This window comes from Deinococcus aerius (genome assembly GCF_002897375.1).
Lineage (GTDB): Bacteria > Deinococcota > Deinococci > Deinococcales > Deinococcaceae > Deinococcus > Deinococcus aerius.
Genome location: NZ_BFAG01000006.1, coordinates 46,002 through 63,966, shown reverse-complemented (window position 1 = coordinate 63,966; position 17,965 = coordinate 46,002). Strand labels below are relative to the sequence as shown.

Sequence of the window (17,965 nt, the reverse complement as noted above, 5' to 3'; positions counted from 1 at the left end):
GACACGGGATGCGTCCTGCGATTGACACCGTACCGGCCTCTTCCTACCCTGGCAGGTCAGATGCGAACCAAACAGGAGATCGTCGAGAACTGGCTGCCCCGCTACACCGGCCTGCCCCTCTCCGAGTTTGGGGACTACATCCTCCTTACCAATTTCCTGGGCTACCTCGACATCTTCGCGGACCTCACCGGGGCGAGCATCCACGACCGTGGCAAGGCCATGCCGACGATCACGGCGGACGGCATCACGATGATCAACTTCACGATGGGGAGCGCGAACGCGGCGACCATCATGGACCTGCTGAGCGCCGTTGAGCCCGAGGCGGTGCTGTTCCTGGGCAAGTGCGGCGGGCTCAAGCGCAAGAACAAGGTGGGGGACCTCATCCTGCCCATCGCGGCGATCCGGGGCGACGGCACCTCCAACGACTACCTGCCGCCCGAGATTCCGGCACTCCCGGCGTTCAGCCTCCAGCGGGCGATCTCGTCGAGCATTCGGGACGCGGGCCTGGACTACTGGACGGGCACGGTGTACACGACCAACCGCCGGGTGTGGGAGCACGACGCGGCGTTCAAGGAGTACCTCTCGCGCACCCGCTGCATGGCGATTGACATGGAGACCGCGACCGTCTTCACGGTGGGCTTTGCCAACCACATCCCCACCGGGGCGCTGCTGCTCGTGTCCGACCAGCCCATGGTGCCCGAGGGGGTCAAGACGACCGAGAGTGACCGCTGGGTGACGGAAACCTTCGCCACCCAGCACGTCAGAATCGGGATGCAGGCCCTGCGCGAGATTCGCAGCGTGGGCCGCAGCGTCCGGCACCTGCGCTTCGAGGACGCCTGAGCCGCATGAACCCTTTCCCGCGCAAGTCCTCCGCGCCATGTCGGCCCCGTGCGGCACAATGGGGCGCATGACGGACTCGCCTGACCTTCCCCGCCCCGATCCCCGACCCGACGCCCGGCTGGTGGGCCTGCACGCCGAGCGCGGCGACCCTCATGCCCGGCTGAGCGCCGCGCTCGCCGCCCTGGAGGGCGCGGACTGGGGCCTGACGCTGGCGGGCGAGGCCGCCCTGGCCCGGCAACTCGCCCGGCTGCTGGGGCCCGGCGTGGTGCGGGTGGACGAGCGGCTGGGGGTAAACCGCGCGGCGCTGGCCGAGCAGGGCCTGGCCGCCGCCGGGCTGGACGCCGACTGGACCGGCGCCCGCGCCGCCTGGCTCGCCGAGCCCGACGAGCGGCTGCTGCGCCGCGCCGAGCGGGCCGGGGTGCCCGTGATCGTGGACGCCACCCTGGCGCCGGGGGGCGGGTGGTTCACCCGGGGGGCGGCCTACGTGGTGTACCGCGACGGGGTCACACTGACGGGCTTCAGCGAGGGGGAGCTGGCGCTGCTCTTCGGAACGGGTGGGGCCCCCGCCCCCGCTGCCCCCGCGCCCGCCGACGTGACGGTGGCGCTCGCCCTGCGCGACGTGGCGACGCTGCCGCTGCGGCTGGCCCGGGGCGCGCGCACGGTGGGGCTCCTCGCCGAGCGGCTGGGGGGCGGGGCGCTGCCCTTCGGGCCCACGGCGCTGCTCCTGCCGCCCGACGCGGCGCCCGACACCCCCTGGCTCCCCGGGGGGGTGCTCGCCGCCACCCGCAGCGTGGAGGGCGGCGTGGTCTTCACCCCCGGCCTGCAAGACGCCGAGACGGCCCTCGCCCTGCTGCGCGGCCAGCCCCGGCCGGTGGCGGACCCGCTGCCCCTCGTGCGCGAGCTGGCGGAGGTCAGGGAGGCTGAGCCCACGGCCCGTGTCCCCGGGCGTGACAGCCGCCCCGAACGCCCAAGGCAGGAGCGGGAGGTCCGTTCACCCGTGCCCCAACCCGATCTCCCCCGCCCGGACGAGGCCCTCCCCGACGCCCCCGAGCCCCCGGCCCGCGTGACCTTCGACGCGCCGCCGGTGGAGGATGTCGCGCCCACCGCGCCCGCCCCCCCCGCCGAGGAGGAGGTGACCTGGACCCCCGAGATCGTGTTCAGCGACTTCGAGCCCGAGAGCCCCACCCCGCTCCCCACACCCGTCAGCGGCGGGCCGGACGAGCCCGAGCTGGAGGTCCAGCCGCCCCTCGCCACCGCCCCGGCCCCGGAGCCCGAGCCGGAGGTGGAGGACGTGCCGACGGAGGACGCCGCACCTTTCCAACCCGCGGAACCCGAGCCCGAGCCCGCCCCCACCGCGCCCGACCTCACCCCGGACCTGCCCACAACCTCGGGCGAGGGTGGGGCGCTCGACCCCGCCGCCGACCTCACCGACGAGCAGGCCGCGATCTATGCCCGGCTGCGCGAGTGGCGCAATGCCGAGGCGAGGCGCCAGGAGGTCAGCCGCTTCATCATCGCCAGCAACGCGACCCTGGCCGAGATCGCCCGCCGGGTGCCCTACACCCTCGACGACCTGAGGGCGGTGCGCGGCATGGGGCCGGAGCGGCTGCGGAAGTACGGCGACAAGATCCTGGAGGTCGTGCGGGGGTAGGCCCGGCAAAGCCGAAAATTTCACGTGCTGGCGCGGCAAAAGTTGTCAGAGCCGTGACAGACGCCCCCGCCTAGGCTGGCGGGGATGGAGACGATTGCGGCCCGGGAACAGGAGCGGCTGGCGGCCCTCGAACGTTACGCGGTGCTGGACACGCTGCCCGAGGCGGCCTTCGACCGGCTCACGGCGCTGGCCGCGCGGCTCTTCGGGGTCCCCATTTCCCTGATCTCGCTGGTCGGGTCGCAGCACACCTTTTTCAAGGCCTGCTTCGGGCTGGACCTGCGGCAGACCGACCGCTCGCTGAGTTTCTGCACCCACGCGCTGCACAGCCTCGACGTGCTCGTGGTGCCGGACCTCGCCGCCGACGCCCGCTTCGCGCTCCACCCCTTCGTGACGGGGGCGCCGGGGCTGCGCTTCTACGCGGGGGCGCCGCTCGTGACCCCGGACGGGCACACGCTGGGGACGCTGTGCATCCTGGACGAGCGGCCGCGGGCGGGCTTTTCGGACCAGGAACGCGCCGCGCTCAAGGACTTCGCCGCGCTCGTGATCGACGAGCTGGAGCTGCGGCTGGGGAGGCAGGAGGCGGACCGCGCGGCCCAGGTTCGGGAGACGCAGGCCCGGACCCTGCAAGACGCCCTGAGTCTCTCGCAGCTCCTGCGGGGCATCGGCGACCTCACCGACCTCGACCTGCCGCCCGGGGACTTGCTGCCGCACATCGTCGAACTCACCGGCGCCGCCCTCGACGTGGACTGGGGCGGGCTGGTGGTGGTTCGGGGGGACCGGGCCACCTCGCGCGGCGCCTGGCACAGCCCGGCGGGCCGGGACCTCGCCGGGCAGGCCACCCGGGAGCTGCGGCGGGAGGAGGGCGGCCTGCTGTGGCGCGTGGCCGAGTGCGACGTGCCCCAGTTCGTCTCCGACTACGCGCGGGAGCCCGGGGCGCACGCCGACCTCGTGGCCGCCGGGGTGCGCTCGGCGGCGAGCGTGTGCCTGGGGCGCGAGGGGGAGGCCACCTACGTCATGACCCTGCTGCGGCTGCACCGCGAGCGGCCCTGGACCACGCGCGACCGGCAACTCGTGGACGCCGTGAGCCGGGCGGTGCGCCAGAGCCTGAGCCAGAGCGCCGCGCGGGCCGCCCTGCGCGAGAGCCAGGAGCGGCTGCGCCTCGCGCTGGAGGCCGCCCCGGTCATCCTGTGGACGGCCGACGCGGCGGGCACCTTCACCCTCGTCGAGGGGCGCGGCCTGGCCGCCCTGGGGGCGAACCCCGCCGAACTCGTGGGCCGCTCGGTCCGGGAGGTGTTCGCCGGGGACCCGGCGGTCCTCGCCAACCTGGACCGCGCCCTCGCCGGGGAGAGCTTCACCACCCAGGTGGCGGTGGGGGGGCGGATCTTCGAGGCCCACTACGCCCCGCTGCACGATGCCGGGGGGCGCCCAGTGGGGCTGGTCGGCACCGGCTACGACGTGACGGCAGCGGTGCAGGCCCAGCGCGAGGCCGTGCGGGCCCGCGAGCAGGCCGAGGCCCTGCTGGAGCTCGCCCACCTGCTGGACGGGCAGGCGAGCGCGCAGGATCTGGCGGGGGCGGCCCTGGCGGCGGTGGGCCGCGCGCTCGGCGAGGGGACGCTCGTGCTGTGGCAGCGCGCGGGGGACCGGATGCGCCCGCTCGCCACCCACGGGGACCTCCCCCTCCCCACCTGGGACCTCCCGGTGGGGCAGGTCGAGGCCACGGGGGTCCTGCAGGGCCGGGCGGTCTTCCTGACCGCGCCCGGGCTGTCCGCCACCTTTCCGGGAAGCGGGCTGCGGGGGGCCGCGCTGCTCCCGGTGGCCGTGGACATCCCCGAGCGGGCCTGGGTGCTGGGCGTGTACCGGACGGGTCCCTTCGGGGAGTGGTCGCCCTTCGAGCGCAGCCTGCTCGCGGCGGCGGCGCGCACGCTGGGGGCCGGGGTGGAGCGCCAGCGCCACGTGCAGGGCCTGGAGACGGCCGCCCGCACCGACATCCTGACGGGGCTGGGCAACCGCCGGGCGTTCGAGATCGACCTGGGGGCGGAACTCAGCCGGGCGCGGCGCCTGGGGGCAGCGGTCGCCGTGCTCTCCGTGGACCTCGACGGCCTCAAGCGCTTGAACGACACACTGGGGCACGCCCGCGGCGACGCCCTGCTGCGCGAGTTCGCCCGCGCCCTGCGCCAGTGCCTGCGCGAGGAGGACCGGGTCCACCGCCTGGGCGGCGACGAGTACGCGGTCGTGCTGCCCAGCGTGGGCCCGAACGAGGCGGCGATCATCCTGGAGCGGGTGCGGATCGCCGTGGACCGGACCCGCGCGGCGGGCTTCGGGGAGGTGGACGCGAGCGCGGGCGTGGCCTGCTTCCCCGCCGACACCCAGGACCCCGCCGAACTCGTCCGCCTCAGCGACCTGCGGATGTACGCGGACAAGGCCGGAAAACGGGCCCTCCAGGTCTGCTGAGCAGGTTGTCCGGCCAGAGGCATACCTTGCAGGCATGGGAGGCTCTTCCCCCAGGCTCTGGACGCCCCTCCTCGCCGCCCTCCTGCTGCCCGGCAGCCTCGCCGCGAGCCTCACCCCGGGGGAACGGCTGGCGGCCGGGCGGCTCGTCCGGGCCTACCCTTCTTTCCTGTCGCGCGTCCAGGGCGATCTCCTCGTCTGGAAGGACGGCACCCGGATGCCGCTGGAACGGGCGAGGGCGGCCAGCTATTCCGCCCTCCTCGACTGGCCCGGCCTCCTCGACAAGCTGGACACGGTGTACCCGGCGTGTCAGCCCCTGCGGGTTCCGGCCCGGAACGAGGACCCCGGGCGCGTGCGCTACGAGCCCCTTTTCCAGCGGATGTACGGCGGCTCGGCGCAGGAAGTGGCGGCCCACCTGGACACCGTGAACTGGTTCGGGCAGGTCCTCAGGGTCACGCGGGTCAACGGGGCCGCCGCGTCCCTGCGGGCGGTGGCGGCGGAACTGGCCCGTCAGCCCGCCCTCCTGCCCTACGCGCGGCCGAGTGCCGGGGCGTTCGTGTGGCGGAAGATCGCCGGAACCTCCCGCCTGAGCCTGCACGCGCTGGGGGCGGCCATCGACCTCAACACCGCCTACTCGGACTACTGGCTCTGGAAGGGCTACCGCGAGGGGCAGGCCGGGATTCGCTACCGCAACCGCCTTCCGCCCACCCTGGTGCGGGTGTTCGAGCGGCACGGCTGGATCTGGGGGGGCCGCTGGTATCACCACGGCACGATGCACTTCGAGTACCGCCCGGAGCTGACGGGGACGTGCCGTTGAGGCCGATTACCCCTCCCCCTCCGGCCCGTACTTGTGCTCGGCGGGCAACTCCACCCCCTCATGGACGGCCTGCGCGATCCTCGCGGCCAGGGGGAAGTCGGTCGCCGCGTACCAGCCCTCCTCCAGCCCGCCCCCCCGCTGGCGGTACACGCAGACGGTCGGGCCGTAGGAGCACGCGCCCAGGCAGCCGCTTTCGGTGAGGCGCAGGCTGCCGCCCTTCTTGTAGTAGGCGAGGCCCGAGCGTTCGAGGTGGTTCCACAGGGCGCGGTACAGGAGGCTGGAGCCCCTTGCCTGGCAATGGGGTCCCTGGCAGACGAGGAGGTGGCCCCGGGTGGGAAAGAACTTCGGCGGCATCGGCTAATCCTCCGGGATCACGATGAGGCGCCCCGCGTCCCGCATCACGCGGGCCTGCAGGCCATACGCGGCGTGCAGGTTCGCCGGGGTGAGGACTTCTTCCGGGGTGCCCTGCGCGAGCGCCCGGCCCCCGTGCAGCAGCAGCAGCCAGTCGGCCCGGGCGGCGAGGTTGAGGTCGTGCAGCACGGCGATCACGCCCAGCCCCCCCGCCGCCTCGCAGCGGGCGTGGCGGATCACCTCCAGCCCGTAGGCGAGGTCGAGGTGGTTCGTCGGCTCGTCGAGGAGCAGGAAGCGCGGCTGCCCGGCGAGCGCGCGGGCGAGGCTGACCCGCTGCCGCTCACCGCCCGAGAGTTCCGCCACGCGCCGATGCTCAAATCCCAGCGTGTCGGTGCGGGTCAGGGCGTCCGTCACGGCGTCCTCGTCGGCCCGGGTCCAGGGCCGGGTGGGGATCAGGCCCCAGCGCCACTCGCCCGCCCCGCGCCCCAGCGCCACCACGTCGCGCACGCGGGCGTCCAGGGGCAGCGCCTCCCCCTGCGCGAGGTAGGCGAGGCGGCGGGCCCGTTCCGCCCGCGGCCACTCGCGCAGAGGGCGGCCAGAGAGGCGGACCTCCCCCGCCTCCGGGAGGTTCAGGCCCAGCAACGCGCGCAGCAGGGTGCTTTTCCCCGCCCCGTTCGGCCCGATCACGGCGGCGAACTGCCCGGCCCGGAAAGGGGCGCTGACCCCACGCACCGCCGGGAAACTCCCGGCCCGGACGTGAAGGTCGCGGGCCTCCAGCGTGTCCGCGCCCACCGCCCTACTCATGCCGTCCCCGCCGCAGCAGCCACAGGAAGAACGGTCCCCCCAGCAGCGTCGTGACCACCCCGACCTGCGAGAGGATGGTCGTCCGCGCGAGCAGGTCCGCGAGCACGAGGAGCGCCCCGCCCATGAGCGCGGAGACGGGCAGCAGGACGCGGTGATTCGCCCCCCACGCGAGCCGGACGACGTGCGGCACGATCAGCCCCACGAAGCCGATGATGCCCACATACGCGACGGCGGCGGCGGTCGCCACGCTCCCGGCGATCACGACGAGCAGCCGCAGCCGCTCGACGGGCACCCCCAGGCTGCGCGCCGTCAGGTCCCCGAGCCCCAGGGTGTCGAGCGCCCGGCCGAGCAGGATCAGCACGCCGCAGCCAACGGCGGCATACGGCAGCACCGTCGCCACGTCCCGCCACCCGCTGAAGCCCAGGTCGCCCAGGGTATACGCGAGCACCTGCCGCGCCCGGTCCTCGCCGCGCAGGATCAGGAAGGTGGAGAAGGCGCTGAGGACGCTCCCGACGACCACCCCCGCCAGGATCAGCCGGGTGGGCGGAAAGCGCCGCCCCTCCCGCGCGAGGCCGAGGGCCAGCGCGACCGCCCCCAGGGCCGTGCCCAGCGCGACGAGGGGAATGGTCGCCCGCGGCCACCCCGCCACGATCCCGACCGTCGCGCCCAGCCCCGCCCCGCTCGCCACACCGAGCAGGTAGGGGTCGGCGAGCGGGTTGCGGAACACGCCCTGAAAGGCGCCGCCACACACGGCCAGGCACGCGCCGACGAGCACACCCATCGCCACACGCGGCAGGCGAATCTGCCACACGATCACGTCGTTCCCGGCGAGGTCGGCGCCACTTAGGCCCCGCCACAGGGCGCCGAGCACGTCACCGGGCGGAATCGTGACGCTCCCCAGCCCCACCGCGAGGACGACGGCGGCGAGCAGCACGGCCACCAGCGCGGCGGTGCGGCCCAGGCGTCGCGGCCCGCGTGTGGGAACGGGGAGTACCCGCCCCTCCCCCTCAAGGCTCACGGCTCACCGCCTTACTTGAAGAGTTCGGGGTGGACGAGGCGGGCCAGGCCCCGCAGCGCCTGCGGCAGACGCGGCCCGGGGCGGCTGAGGATGGTGTCGAGTTCCTTCGGAATCTCCAGCACCCGGCCCGCCTTCACGGCCTGGATGGTGTTCCAGCCGGGACGGCCCGCGGCAGCCTTGGCATCCAGCCCCAGCATGAGCTGAGGGTTCGCCTTCACGATGAACTCGGGGTCCACCTTGGGGAAGTCGCCCATGCTGGCAGGGATGATGTTGCGCGCCCCCGCCTTGGTGAGGAGCACGCCCATGAAGGAGTTCGGCCCGACCGAGTACGGGGTGGGGTCGATCTCCAGGTAGGTCGTGGGCTTGCGAACGGCGTTCCTCGTCAGGATCTCGACCCGGGCGATGTCCCGGCGCATGTTGAGAACAAGCTGTTTCGCCTGCGCCTCGCGGTTGACGACCCGCCCCAGCGTGAGGGTCTTGGAGAACACCTCGTCGTAGGTCTCGGGGTTGATCGCCAGGACCGTCACGCCCGCCTGGGTGAGCGGCTCGACGAGCTTGCCGTACTTGCTCACGATCACGAGGTCGGGCTTCAGCGCCACCATCGCCTCGATGTTGGGGTTGTACAGGCCGCCCACCTTCGGGAGCTTGGTGACCTGCTGGGGAAAGTCGCTGTAGTCGTCCACCCCCACGAGGCGGTCGCAGAGGCCCAGCGCGCACAGCGTCTCGGTCGTGCTGGGGAGCACGCTGACGATCCGTTTCGGTTCCGCCTTCAGGGTAACCTTGCGGCCCAGGTCGTCCGTCAGAGTGAGGGGATAGCTCGTCGCGCCCGCGGTGGCGGTCAGGGCGAGGGTGGCGGTCAGGGTCAGAAGGGTCTTCATACGTTCCTCCTTGCCCTCAGGGAAAACGAAGCCGCCCCGGGTGGGGGGCGGAAGTGAACACATCCAGACGCTGTGACCCTCATGGGGATCGTCCGGGCGGTCCCTCTTTCCGCGAGAGGTCAGGCCACCGGCCACGCCTCTGCGGCGCGGGCCGGGACGGGGCGGGTGTTCGGACTTCCGCCCCACGAGCGGTCACCGTTGCGCGACAGTGCCGGAGTTCCACCGGCTTCCCCCGCTTCCGTCGGCGCCACTATAGCCCCTCGGGGGCACTGTGACCGGCCCTCAGCCCCCGCTGACCCTTTCGCCCACCGGCTGCGCGAGTTCGGCCAGGCGCTCGCCGAGGGCGGCGGTCAGGGCCTTCATGCCCCCCGTGGGCGGCAGCGGCTCGCCGAAGCGCACGATCCAGCGCCTGCCCTGGCGGCTGAGCCCCACGGGCAGCACGGGCGACTTGCCCTTGAGCGCGAGGAGGGCCACGCCCCCCTGCATCTCGCCGCCGCCGCGCGTGCCCTCGGGGAAGATGCCGAGCGTGCCCCCCGCTTGCAGGATGCGCAGGCTGGTCCGCACGGCCCCCAGGTCATTCGCGCTGCGGTCCACCGGGAAGGAGCCCCCCGCCCGGATGATGTCCCCGATCACGGGCACGAACAGCTCCTTTTTCGCCATGAACTGCAGAAAGCGGCCTGGCGGCAGGCTGTACGCGATCAGGAAGGGGTCGAAGCCCGTGCGGTGGTTGCCCGCCACGATCAGCGGCGTACCGGGCGGCGGGACGTGCTCGCGGCCATGAATCTCGACGCGCTGGCCGCGCAGAAAGATGGGCAGCGTGGTGGTAAAGACGACCAGGCGGTAGACCCAGGGGATCACCCGGGGCACCCGGGCCCCCTCGGCGGGGGTGGCGGTGGAAGGGCGGGCGTCACTCATGAGGCGAGGATACGCCCCCGGCCGCCCGGGAGGCGCGTCAGAACGGGTCGGCGTAGGGGTCGTCCTCCGCCCCGTCTTCGGCGGCCTCGTCCGCGTCGTCCTCATCCTCCGGGTCCGTCTCCGCGCCCCCCCACTCGCCCGCCAGCACCGCGCGCACGGCCTCGATGCGCCCCCGGCAGGCGGCGTAGGCGGCGCGGGCCTCCTCCAGCAGCGGCAGCACGCGGTCGAGGTCGGCCTCGCCCGTCTCCAGCTCGGCGGCGATGCGCGAGAGCCGCGCGTAGGCCGCGCGGTAGCTCAGGGACGGGGTCTTCTCCGGCACCCGCCGAGGATAGTGCGGCCTTGACGGGGGCCGCTACCCTGAGCCATGACCCCGCCTCCCTTTTTCCACTTCGACCTCACCGCCCTGAGCGCCGCCGACCGCTACAAGCTCGTGACGAACGTGGTCGTGCCCCGCCCCATCGCCTGGGTGAGCACCCTGGGCGCGGACGGGCACGTCAACCTCGCCCCCTTCTCCTACTTCGGGCTGATGGGGTCGGACCCGGCGGTCGTGGCCTTCGGGCCCGGCGACCGGGCGGACGGCACGCCGAAAGACACCGCGCTCCACATCGGCCCCGGGGGGGAGTTCACCGTGAACCTCGTGAGCGCCGACCTCGCGCCCCTGATGAACGCCACCGCGACGGACTTTCCGCACGGGATGGCGGAGCCGGACACGCTGGGGGTAGCCCTCGCCCCGGGCGTCTCGGTCCGTGTGCCGCGTGTCGCCGGGAGCCCCGCCGCCCTGGAATGCCGCGAGGTGCAAACCGTTCTGATCGGCCGCACCCGCGTAATCCTGGGCGAGGTGCTGGGGCTGCACCTGCGCGGGGACGCCCTGCTCGACGAGGCGCGGATGTACGTGGACACCGCCGCCCTGGACCTGGTGGGGCGGATGGGGGGCCGGGGTACGTACACCCGCACGCGCGACACCTTCACCATCGACCGGGTGAGCTACGTGGCGTGGCGGCGGGCGCGGGAGGAGAAGGCGGGCGGCTGAGCGGGAGCCGCGCTCAGCCCGCCACCTCCACCAGGGCCCGGCCCCCCCGCTTGGCCGCGTACAGGGCCTCGTCCGCTCGGGCGAGCAGCGCCGGGACGCTTTCCCCGGGGGCGCCCTGCGCCACGCCGCAACTGACCGTCACCGGCCCCACGCCCCCATGCGGCGCGGCGGCCACCGCCGCCTGAAGGCGCGAGGCCACCCGGGCGGCGGCGGGCTGGCCCACCCCCGGGAGGATCACCAGGAACTCCTCGCCCCCCCAGCGGCCCAGGTACTCGCCGTTGCGCAGCACCCCCCGGACGGCGGCGGCGGTGGCCCGGAGCACCTCGTCCCCGGCGGCGTGCCCGTGGGTGTCGTTCACCCGTTTGAAGTGGTCGAGGTCGAAGAGGATGACGCTCCAGTCCTGCCCGGTTCCCTCCGCCCGCTCGCGGCCCAGCCGCAGCCACTCCTCCAGTTGCCGCCGGTTGGCGAGGCCCGTCAGCCCGTCGAGGTGCGCCAGGCGGGCGTGGCGCTCGGCCCTCAGGATGGCGAGGAGGTATTGCCGCAGCAGCCCGCCCTGGAGGGTCAGGAACGCGATCAGGGTGGCGTGCGTCAGGTAGAGCTGGAGGAGGGTATTGCCGTACTGCTGCTTGGTGCCCCCCGGAATACCGGGGGAAAACCAGTACAGACCCCCCAGCGTGAGCAGCACCGCGAACCAGCCCAGGGACACCCACAGGGCCGCGCGACCTCGCCAGACCAGCGCGGCGATGAAGTAGTTCAGCATCAGCCAGTAGGAGTAGCCCCCCAGGCTGTAGGCCGTCTGATCGACCATCAGGGCCAGCCACAGTTTGCCGACGCCGCCGATGCCCTCGAACAGGAGTTCCAGGACGCCCACCCGCACCAGCGCCCGGGGCCTGCGCCACAGCCAGACAAACAGCACGGCGTTCTTGACCACGATAAAGCTGAGCACCAGGCGGTCCAGGGCCGTGAACAGCCAGGCCCCCGAGACGCACAGGGTGACGATGGACGCGCCCAGCACGCACCCCAGGATGACGAGGAGGGAGCGGTGCCGGAACTGGAATTCCGGGGTCTCCTCCGCGTCGCCGGGCACGGGCCGCACCATCGGTCCAGGGTAAGCAGGAAGGTCTGACAGATTTCGCAACTCCGGGCCGCCCGCCCAGCTACCCTTTGGGCCATGTCCTTCACCGTCCGGCCCGCCACACCCGCCGACGCCCCGGCCATCGCCCACGTCCACGTGACGAGCTGGCGGGAGACGTACACGGGGCGGATGCCGCAGGACTTTCTGGACCGGGTGACGGACGGCGCGGCCCGCGAGCGGCGGCAACGGATGTGGGAGGGGGCCACCGCCGACCCGGCCCAGGTCGTCCTCGTCGCCGAGCGGGGTGGGGAGGTCGTGGCGTTCGCGTCCGCCGGGCCGCCCCGCGACCATCCCGGGATCGACGCGGAACTGTTCACGCTCTATGCCCTGAAGGCCGCGCAGGGACAGGGGATGGGGCGGGCCCTCCTCTCGGCGCTGGCCCGGGAGTTGCACGCACGTGGACACCGGAGTCTGGCCCTATGGGTCCTCGCTGAGAACCCCACCCGGGAGTGGTATCTGCGCCGGGGAGGCCGCGAGGCGGGCGAGAAGACCGAGAGCGTCCCCGGCGGCGAGCTGCGCGAGGTGCGGCTGGTGTGGGACGACCTGGCGCGGCTACGATAGACGCATGAGCGACCCCGCCCCCCGAGCGATGAGCGTGGAGGAGTACCTGCGGACGGAGGAGAAGAGCCCCTACAAGCGCGAGTACGTGGGCGGCTTCGTCTACCCGCTGCATGCCCAGGCGGGGGCCAGCGAGCCGCACGTGCTGATTGCCGGAAACATCTTCGGCGTGCTGTACGCCGACGCCGTCCGGGCAGGCTGCCGCCTCTACCAGAACGACATGAAATTGAGGGTGGAGGACAGCGCCTCTTTCTTCTACCCGGACGTGATGCTGGTCTGCGACCGGAATGACAACGACCGATATGCCAAGACCTCCCCCTGCCTGCTGGTGGAAGTTCTGTCCGACAGCACCGCCGCCCACGACCGCTTCGGCAAGTACGGCGTGTACACGGCCATTCCCAGCCTCCAGACATACCTGATCGTGGAGCAGCGGGAGCGGCGCGTGTACGCCTACGGTCGGGGGCCGGGCGGGTGGGCACTCCAGGACCTGAGCGGCAGCGGCAGCATCGATCTCCCCTGCCTGGGCCGGTCCATCACCCTGGACGAGATTTACCGGGGCGTTCTCTGACCGGGAGGAGGAACCGTTCGGGGGACTCGAAAGCGTGGAGGATGTCCCGGATGACGTTCGCCTCCGCCGCGTGCCGCTCGTGGTAGGCCCGGCAGAGTTCGTAGCCGACGAAGTGCCCAAGGTCGGCGGGCCACTCGGGGCGGGCAGGGCTGCCGTGGACCCAGGCGGACCCGTCGCGCGAATCCGCCTCCTCGCGGAAGGCCGCCCAGACCTCGGCGGCGTTCATCTGGCCAAACAGATGCGCGTGCGGGGCGGTCAGCCCGCCGCTCAGCCGTTCGCCGACGTACTCGGCCGCGCCCTCCAGCAGGGCCAGTTCCAGCACGGTCGGCTCGGCGAGGGCGAGGTCCGGGCAGCGCGCGAGTTGCTGCACATGCACCAGCTCGTGGGCCAGCCGGGCGGGCAGCGCGTGCGGCCCCGGGAGCGGTAGGTGGGGCAGGGCGAGGGGCCACGCCTCGACCGGGGGGAAGAACTCCAGGGCGAGCAGAATCTGACCCGGGGCCACGGTGCCCGCGCAGGAGAAGTCGCCCATGACGAAGTTCACCCGTGCCGGAACCGCCTCGGGGAAGAGCGCCCGGAGCGCCGTGTACAGCGAGTCCATACGCAGCTCCTCCCGCAGCCGCCCGGGCTGGGGGCCGAGCGCCCGGAAGTAGGCCTCATGCGTGCCGTAGGTCTCGGCCAGCCGCGACGGGGTCAGGTCAGCCCAGGCCGTGAACTGGGCGAGGGCCTGACTCAGTCGCCCGAAATACATCTGCTCTAAGGTGTCCTCAAGGGGCAGGGCGCGGCGCTCGCTGGCATCCACGGCGGCCCAGAACCGCTGCACGTCGTCGAAAGCTCCGGTGGCGGGGGCGAGGGGGGCGGGGGAGGTGTTCAAGTGTTGACCTCTCGACCTTGGGGAAAGGACCCCACCCCGCGTCCCCTTACCGCCGCAGCTTCCGGGCCGCCTCGTCCGGGGTGATCTCGCCGCGCTCCAGGCGTTCGAGCACCTCCGCCTGCGGGTCGGCGAGTTCGGGCTCGTAGCCGATGGCGCGCAGCAGCGTGTCGAAGCGGGCGCGGACGGTGGGGTAGCTGATGCCGAGCACGCGCTCGACCTCCTTCAGGTTGCCGCGCACGCGGATGTACAGCCGCAGGAAGTCCAGGTTCTCGGGGGACAGGGTGGCGAACTCGTTGAGCTCGAAGACGCCGCGCACGGTCACGCCGCTCGTGGGGAAGCGCAGCTCGGTGACGAGCGGGGCCTCGGTCTCGTCGGGAAAGGGCAGGGGCAGGGGTCTGGGCATGGCTCAGGGTACGCGGCGGGCGGGTGGGGGTGCGGGGTCATTTCCCTCGTTCGGCTGGCCGCGCACCCTCTCCCTCATACCGGCTTGCTCTGATTCCAGAACATTCGGACAAGACACCGAATGTTCTTCCATCGCCACAAGCTGGTCTTCGTTGCCGCCCGCTCCGCTCGCTCCTCGTCTTCGACTCACCGCAATTTCGTATCACTTCAGGCTGATCTTGACGCTGTTGCCCTCGTTGTCCTCGGTCTCGATGAGGTCGCCGGGGGGTGGGTCGGCCTCGATCAGGAGTTGCAGCGCCTCGATGCTCAGGCCCGCGCGTTCCAGGGCCTCCCGACCGTGCGGCGGGATCAGCTTGCCCAGGTGCGGCGCGAGGCTGACGGGGAGGTTGGCGGTGTACTCGTCCCCCTCGTTCGACTCGACCTGGATGCGCAGGAGGCGGGAGGTCCGGCCCGGCCCGGGATAGGCGTAGGAATAACGGGAGCGGGGTCCTCTGCCCTCGACGGCACGTTCCACAGTGTCCTCCATGCGGTCCACGAAGCCCTCGATGTTGTCGGTGAAGCGGTCCACCCACCCGTCCACACCCGGCCAGCCGGGGGCGCGCGGCGCCCTGGGGGGAAAGGGCGGCGACGGGGGCGTGTCACGCACGCCGCGCAGCAGCAGCAGGTGGTCGGCGACCTGCCCGGTGTCCAGGTCCTCGCGGGCGAGCAGGGACGCGATGAGTTCGCGGTCGCTGTCCGTGAGGGCGAGGCGGGGGCTCAGGGCGGCGAGGAGCGGCCCGGCGTCCTCCAGGCTCAGGCGACCGGCGCGCACCAGGTCGAGCAGGCGTTTGACTTTCTCTTTCATGCGGTCACGACCTTGACCTGTCCGGCGGCCACCCGGCACGAGAGGAGAGCCTCCCCACGGCCCAGTTGCCCGTGGTAACGCGTGTTGACGAAACCGCCACTCTTCTGGGTGGGAAAATCGGCCTTGAAGGTCCCCACGGTCACGTCAGCCTCGAAGCGGACGCTGCTGCCGGGCAGCAGGTGCAGGGTGGCGTTCCCCGCGTTCACCTCCAGGCGGTGGTTCCCCCCGGCGAGGCTTCCGGCCCAGCGCAGGTTCCCGCCGTTCACGCTGGCGTTCAACGCCTGGGCGCCCTCCAGCGTCAGGTTGCCGCCGTTCACGCTCAGGTGTGTCGGGCCACCCATCTCAGTGGCGTTGAAATTCCCGCCGTTCACATCGGCCCGCAGGCTGGCCGCGCGGCCCATGCGGACATTTCCGCCGTTCACGTCCGCCAGCATCTCGCCGCCGATGTCGGGCAGCGTGAGGTTGCCGCCGTTGACCTTCGCCCGGACATGCCGGGGCGCAAAGGGCACGGTCAGGATGGCCCGCAGGGTCTCGCCATGCACCGGTCCGCGGTGAATGCGCGCGACCTCCCAGCCCTCCGGTGTGGCCGTCAGGCGGAGCAGGCCCTCGCGGTTGGCGCTGAGCTGGGGCTGGCCCACTTCCCCGTCCTGAATCACCGTCAAGTTGTACCCGCTGACCTTCAGGAGCAGATCGGGGGGCGTGTCTCCCGAATCGGCCGCGATGGGGAGAGCGGTCAGTTCTGCTGTGCCGGGGGGCTCCTCCACCATCCCCTCCAGCAGCCCGGCCGCCTCCTCGGGGGTGAGTTTGCCTTCGGCCACCAGACGCTCCACCTGAGCACGGAAACCCTCGTCCACGTGTTCATTCATGCGCTCCTCCTTTGGAAACATAGAAACATCTTCCTCAAAGAATGTCAAGTGCAGCTTTCACTTCTCTGATTCGGAGAGGTGGAGGGGCACCCCGACGGAGGAGATTTCGGGGGACTTGGGCAGTTTCGCCGCAGGAGTATCAAGCTCTACTTCCCATTCTTCCCATCGGCCCGCTTCCCCGTATCCTCGGGGGATGACTGCCCCCTCGCCCGCCCTCCCCGAACTGACGCCCGCGCAGCGCACGGAGGTGGAACTCGTTGCCCGCGGCAAGCAGGAGAAATCGCGGACCCTGCGGGAACTGGGCCAGCCCGAGACCCCCGAGGCGGCCCACGCCCTGCTGCTGCGGCTGGGCCTGTGGACCGAGGCGAGGACGCCCTACGCCGACCGCCTCGGGGCGGCCCTGACGCCCGTGACGCTGCCCGTGCCCGCCTTTCCAGAGGAGCAGGACCCGCAGGAGGGCCGCCTGGACCTCACCCACCTGCCCGCCTACGCGATTGACGACGAGGGCAACCGCGACCCGGACGACGCGGTAGGGATCGAACCTCTGGAAGGCGGCCTGACCCGATTGTGGGTGCATGTGGCGGACGTGGCCGCCCTCGCCCCGGCGGGAAGCCCGCTCGACGAGGAGGCGCGCTCCCGGGGGGCCACCCTCTACCTCCCCGATCAGACCATCGGGATGCTGCCGGACGCCCTGGTTGAGCGCGCGGGCCTGGGGTTGGCGGAAACCAGCCCGGCCCTCTCCATCTCGCTCGACCTCGACGAGGACGGGAACGCGGAGGCGGTAGACGTGGCGCTGACGCGGGTGCGGGTGACGCGGCTGACGTATACGGAGGCGCAGGAGAGGCTGGAGGCGGGCGAGGAACCCTTCGTCACGCTCGCCCGCCTCGCCCGCGCGAGCCGCACCCTGCGCGAGTCGGAGGGGGCGCTCTCCATCGACCTGCCCGAGGTGCGGGTGAAGGCCGACGCGGGGGGCGCGAGCGTCACCCCCCTCCCCAAGCCGGAGATGCGCTCGGTGGTGCAGGAGTGCATGACGCTGGCGGGGTGGGCGGCGGCGATCTATGCGGACGACCACAGCATTCCCCTGCCCTTCGCCACTCAGGACGCGCCGACACGGGACGTGCGGGGCGACACGCTGAACGCCCACTGGGCGCGGCGCAAGACGCTGGCCCGCACCCGCTTCCAGCCCGCGCCGGGGCCGCACCACGGCATGGGCCTGGACCTGTACGCCCAGGCGACGAGCCCGATGCGGCGCTACCTCGACCTGGTGGTGCATCAGCAACTCCGGGCGCACCTGACAGGTGCGGACCCCCTCTCCGGCAAGGAGGTCGCCGCCCGCGTCGCCCAGGCCCAGATGAACGCCGACGCCACCCGGCAGGCCGAGCGCCTCAGCCGCCGCCACCACACCCTGCGCTTCATCGCCGCGCAGCCGGAACGCGAGTGGGACGCCGTGGTGGTGGACCGGCGCGGCCCGCAGGCGACCCTGCTGATCCCCGACCTCGCCCTCGACCTGCCCGTGAGCACTCCGGCCCCGGCAGGCACGGCCCTGAAGGTCCGGCTGACGGAGGTGGACCTGCCGACCCTCGCCGTGCGGGCCCGGGTGGTGTGAAGCGTCGGGACTTTCATCCTCCTTGTGCCGAGTCCAAAAGGCAGAATCGGGTTCACCTTGCATTCATCTGGTCACCGACCTGTCTACACTCAGGGCCATGAACGGCGTGCCCAACGACATCGTGTCCCTCAGGATGAGTCACTGCCGAGCTGAACACGCTGCGTCGGGAGCGCAGTACCACCTCGCTGTGCTCTACTACCGTGAGTGCCTCGAAGCCGCCGAGCGCCGTGAGGACTGCCGCGCCGTCGAGTTTTTCGCCCTCAAGCTCGCCGCCTGCTACGAGCAGATGGGGCTGACCGAGAAGGCCGCCCACTTCCGCGCGCTGGCCTGCCCCGACGACTTCTCGCTGCTGGGATGAGAAAATGC

At 72.4% G+C, this 17,965-nt stretch carries 20 protein-coding genes and 1 riboswitch; of the genes, 9 read left to right on the top strand and 11 right to left on the bottom strand.

All coding sequences use genetic code 11. From position 1 onward, the window contains the following. Positions 1 to 60 precede the first annotated feature (60 nt). From DAERI_RS09740 to DAERI_RS09725, 4 genes are all read left to right on the top strand, one after another. A complete protein-coding gene (locus tag DAERI_RS09740; RefSeq protein WP_103129230.1) occupies positions 61 to 840 on the top strand; it encodes an AMP nucleosidase in 780 nt (259 codons plus the stop codon). Between the two features lie 67 nt (positions 841 to 907). Then, positions 908 to 2,488: an HRDC domain-containing protein gene (locus DAERI_RS09735; RefSeq protein WP_103129401.1), complete on the top strand. Its 1,581-nt coding sequence runs from the start codon at positions 908 to 910 to the stop codon at positions 2,486 to 2,488. A gap of 84 nt (positions 2,489 to 2,572) precedes the next feature. Then, positions 2,573 to 4,939, top strand: a complete 2,367-nt coding sequence (locus tag DAERI_RS09730; RefSeq protein WP_103129229.1) for a diguanylate cyclase domain-containing protein — start codon at positions 2,573 to 2,575, stop codon at positions 4,937 to 4,939. A gap of 34 nt (positions 4,940 to 4,973) precedes the next feature. Then, entirely contained in the window at positions 4,974 to 5,753 is a 780-nt protein-coding gene (locus DAERI_RS09725; protein WP_103129228.1) for a M15 family metallopeptidase, read from the top strand. Between the two features lie 6 nt (positions 5,754 to 5,759). On the opposite strand, the gene DAERI_RS09720 is transcribed toward DAERI_RS09725, so the two are convergent. The 6 genes from DAERI_RS09720 to xseB all read right to left on the bottom strand — a co-directional run bounded on the left by DAERI_RS09720 (position 5,760) and on the right by xseB (position 10,038). Beyond that, positions 5,760 to 6,107, bottom strand: coding sequence for a (2Fe-2S) ferredoxin domain-containing protein (locus tag DAERI_RS09720; RefSeq protein ID WP_103129227.1), 348 nt, complete (start codon positions 6,105 to 6,107; stop codon positions 5,760 to 5,762). A gap of 3 nt (positions 6,108 to 6,110) precedes the next feature. Beyond that, on the bottom strand, positions 6,111 to 6,908 hold the full coding sequence (locus tag DAERI_RS09715; protein ID WP_235610330.1) for an ABC transporter ATP-binding protein: 798 nt from the start codon (positions 6,906 to 6,908) through the stop codon (positions 6,111 to 6,113). Beyond that, positions 6,901 to 7,926 carry a FecCD family ABC transporter permease gene (locus DAERI_RS09710; protein ID WP_165794143.1) on the bottom strand — a complete coding sequence of 342 codons (1,026 nt, stop codon included), beginning with the start codon at positions 7,924 to 7,926 and terminating at the stop codon, positions 6,901 to 6,903. Before DAERI_RS09710 ends, DAERI_RS09715 begins: the two co-directional genes overlap by 8 nt. 11 nt (positions 7,927 to 7,937) lie before the next feature. Beyond that, positions 7,938 to 8,804: an ABC transporter substrate-binding protein gene (locus tag DAERI_RS09705; protein ID WP_103129226.1), complete on the bottom strand. Its 867-nt coding sequence runs from the start codon at positions 8,802 to 8,804 to the stop codon at positions 7,938 to 7,940. Positions 8,805 to 8,967: 163 nt separating this feature from the next. Further along, positions 8,968 to 9,037, bottom strand: a riboswitch (cobalamin riboswitch). A gap of 49 nt (positions 9,038 to 9,086) precedes the next feature. Then, positions 9,087 to 9,719 carry a lysophospholipid acyltransferase family protein gene (locus DAERI_RS09700; protein WP_103129225.1) on the bottom strand — a complete coding sequence of 211 codons (633 nt, stop codon included), beginning with the start codon at positions 9,717 to 9,719 and terminating at the stop codon, positions 9,087 to 9,089. Positions 9,720 to 9,756: 37 nt separating this feature from the next. Then, positions 9,757 to 10,038: an exodeoxyribonuclease VII small subunit gene (gene xseB, locus DAERI_RS09695; protein WP_103129224.1), complete on the bottom strand. Its 282-nt coding sequence runs from the start codon at positions 10,036 to 10,038 to the stop codon at positions 9,757 to 9,759. Between the two features lie 45 nt (positions 10,039 to 10,083). Between xseB and DAERI_RS09690 the strand changes: the two genes are divergently transcribed. Beyond that, the gene (locus tag DAERI_RS09690) at positions 10,084 to 10,749 is read left to right on the top strand and encodes a flavin reductase family protein (RefSeq protein WP_103129223.1); all 666 of its coding nucleotides are present in this window, start codon (positions 10,084 to 10,086) and stop codon (positions 10,747 to 10,749) included. A 13-nt stretch (positions 10,750 to 10,762) separates the two neighbouring features. On the opposite strand, the gene DAERI_RS09685 is transcribed toward DAERI_RS09690, so the two are convergent. Beyond that, complete coding sequence (locus DAERI_RS09685) at positions 10,763 to 11,848, bottom strand: GGDEF domain-containing protein (protein ID WP_103129222.1); 1,086 nt, start codon at positions 11,846 to 11,848, stop codon at positions 10,763 to 10,765. A 72-nt stretch (positions 11,849 to 11,920) separates the two neighbouring features. Between DAERI_RS09685 and DAERI_RS09680 the strand changes: the two genes are divergently transcribed. Together DAERI_RS09680 and DAERI_RS09675 are read left to right on the top strand one after the other, a co-directional pair. After that, on the top strand, positions 11,921 to 12,445 hold the full coding sequence (locus tag DAERI_RS09680) for a GNAT family N-acetyltransferase (protein ID WP_103129221.1): 525 nt from the start codon (positions 11,921 to 11,923) through the stop codon (positions 12,443 to 12,445). Positions 12,446 to 12,449: 4 nt separating this feature from the next. Further along, positions 12,450 to 13,010, top strand: coding sequence for a Uma2 family endonuclease (locus DAERI_RS09675; RefSeq protein WP_103129220.1), 561 nt, complete (start codon positions 12,450 to 12,452; stop codon positions 13,008 to 13,010). Here DAERI_RS09675 and DAERI_RS09670 read toward each other — a convergent pair. From DAERI_RS09670 to DAERI_RS09655, 4 genes are all read right to left on the bottom strand, one after another. Then, a complete protein-coding gene (locus tag DAERI_RS09670) occupies positions 12,976 to 13,881 on the bottom strand; it encodes a DUF2268 domain-containing putative Zn-dependent protease (RefSeq protein ID WP_103129219.1) in 906 nt (301 codons plus the stop codon). The genes DAERI_RS09675 and DAERI_RS09670 overlap by 35 nt on opposite strands. Before the next feature lie 46 nt (positions 13,882 to 13,927). Then, positions 13,928 to 14,284 (bottom strand): DUF2089 domain-containing protein, encoded by a 357-nt coding sequence (locus DAERI_RS09665; protein WP_026332563.1) that lies wholly within the window; start codon positions 14,282 to 14,284, stop codon positions 13,928 to 13,930. 201 nt (positions 14,285 to 14,485) lie between these two features. Then, positions 14,486 to 15,127 carry a hypothetical protein gene (locus DAERI_RS09660; RefSeq protein ID WP_103129218.1) on the bottom strand — a complete coding sequence of 214 codons (642 nt, stop codon included), beginning with the start codon at positions 15,125 to 15,127 and terminating at the stop codon, positions 14,486 to 14,488. Next, positions 15,124 to 15,993, bottom strand: coding sequence for a hypothetical protein (locus DAERI_RS09655; RefSeq protein ID WP_103129398.1), 870 nt, complete (start codon positions 15,991 to 15,993; stop codon positions 15,124 to 15,126). Before DAERI_RS09655 ends, DAERI_RS09660 begins: the two co-directional genes overlap by 4 nt. A gap of 193 nt (positions 15,994 to 16,186) precedes the next feature. Here DAERI_RS09655 and DAERI_RS09650 point away from each other — a divergent pair, with 193 nt between their 5' ends. Both DAERI_RS09650 and DAERI_RS09645 read left to right on the top strand, forming a co-directional pair. After that, positions 16,187 to 17,599, top strand: coding sequence for a ribonuclease R family protein (locus DAERI_RS09650; RefSeq protein ID WP_103129217.1), 1,413 nt, complete (start codon positions 16,187 to 16,189; stop codon positions 17,597 to 17,599). Positions 17,600 to 17,696: 97 nt separating this feature from the next. Then, a complete protein-coding gene (locus DAERI_RS09645) occupies positions 17,697 to 17,957 on the top strand; it encodes a hypothetical protein (RefSeq protein ID WP_103129216.1) in 261 nt (86 codons plus the stop codon). Positions 17,958 to 17,965 lie beyond the last annotated feature (8 nt).

Bases quoted from the DNA above. Each gene is read 5' to 3' on its own strand.
- DAERI_RS09740 (WP_103129230.1), top strand. From the start codon at position 61: ATGCGAACCAAACAGGAGATCGTCGAGAACTGGCTGCCCCGCTACACC.
- DAERI_RS09735 (WP_103129401.1), top strand. From the start codon at position 908: ATGACGGACTCGCCTGACCTTCCCCGCCCCGATCCCCGACCCGACGCC.
- DAERI_RS09730 (WP_103129229.1), top strand. From the start codon at position 2,573: ATGGAGACGATTGCGGCCCGGGAACAGGAGCGGCTGGCGGCCCTCGAA.
- DAERI_RS09725 (WP_103129228.1), top strand. From the start codon at position 4,974: ATGGGAGGCTCTTCCCCCAGGCTCTGGACGCCCCTCCTCGCCGCCCTC.
- DAERI_RS09720 (WP_103129227.1), bottom strand. From the start codon at position 6,107: ATGCCGCCGAAGTTCTTTCCCACCCGGGGCCACCTCCTCGTCTGCCAG.
- DAERI_RS09715 (WP_235610330.1), bottom strand. From the start codon at position 6,908: ATGAGTAGGGCGGTGGGCGCGGACACGCTGGAGGCCCGCGACCTTCAC.
- DAERI_RS09705 (WP_103129226.1), bottom strand. From the start codon at position 8,804: ATGAAGACCCTTCTGACCCTGACCGCCACCCTCGCCCTGACCGCCACC.
- DAERI_RS09700 (WP_103129225.1), bottom strand. From the start codon at position 9,719: ATGAGTGACGCCCGCCCTTCCACCGCCACCCCCGCCGAGGGGGCCCGG.
- DAERI_RS09690 (WP_103129223.1), top strand. From the start codon at position 10,084: ATGACCCCGCCTCCCTTTTTCCACTTCGACCTCACCGCCCTGAGCGCC.
- DAERI_RS09685 (WP_103129222.1), bottom strand. From the start codon at position 11,848: ATGGTGCGGCCCGTGCCCGGCGACGCGGAGGAGACCCCGGAATTCCAG.
- DAERI_RS09680 (WP_103129221.1), top strand. From the start codon at position 11,921: ATGTCCTTCACCGTCCGGCCCGCCACACCCGCCGACGCCCCGGCCATC.
- DAERI_RS09675 (WP_103129220.1), top strand. From the start codon at position 12,450: ATGAGCGACCCCGCCCCCCGAGCGATGAGCGTGGAGGAGTACCTGCGG.
- DAERI_RS09665 (WP_026332563.1), bottom strand. From the start codon at position 14,284: ATGCCCAGACCCCTGCCCCTGCCCTTTCCCGACGAGACCGAGGCCCCG.
- DAERI_RS09660 (WP_103129218.1), bottom strand. From the start codon at position 15,127: ATGAAAGAGAAAGTCAAACGCCTGCTCGACCTGGTGCGCGCCGGTCGC.
- DAERI_RS09655 (WP_103129398.1), bottom strand. From the start codon at position 15,993: ATGAATGAACACGTGGACGAGGGTTTCCGTGCTCAGGTGGAGCGTCTG.
- DAERI_RS09650 (WP_103129217.1), top strand. From the start codon at position 16,187: ATGACTGCCCCCTCGCCCGCCCTCCCCGAACTGACGCCCGCGCAGCGC.
- DAERI_RS09645 (WP_103129216.1), top strand. From the start codon at position 17,697: ATGAACGGCGTGCCCAACGACATCGTGTCCCTCAGGATGAGTCACTGC.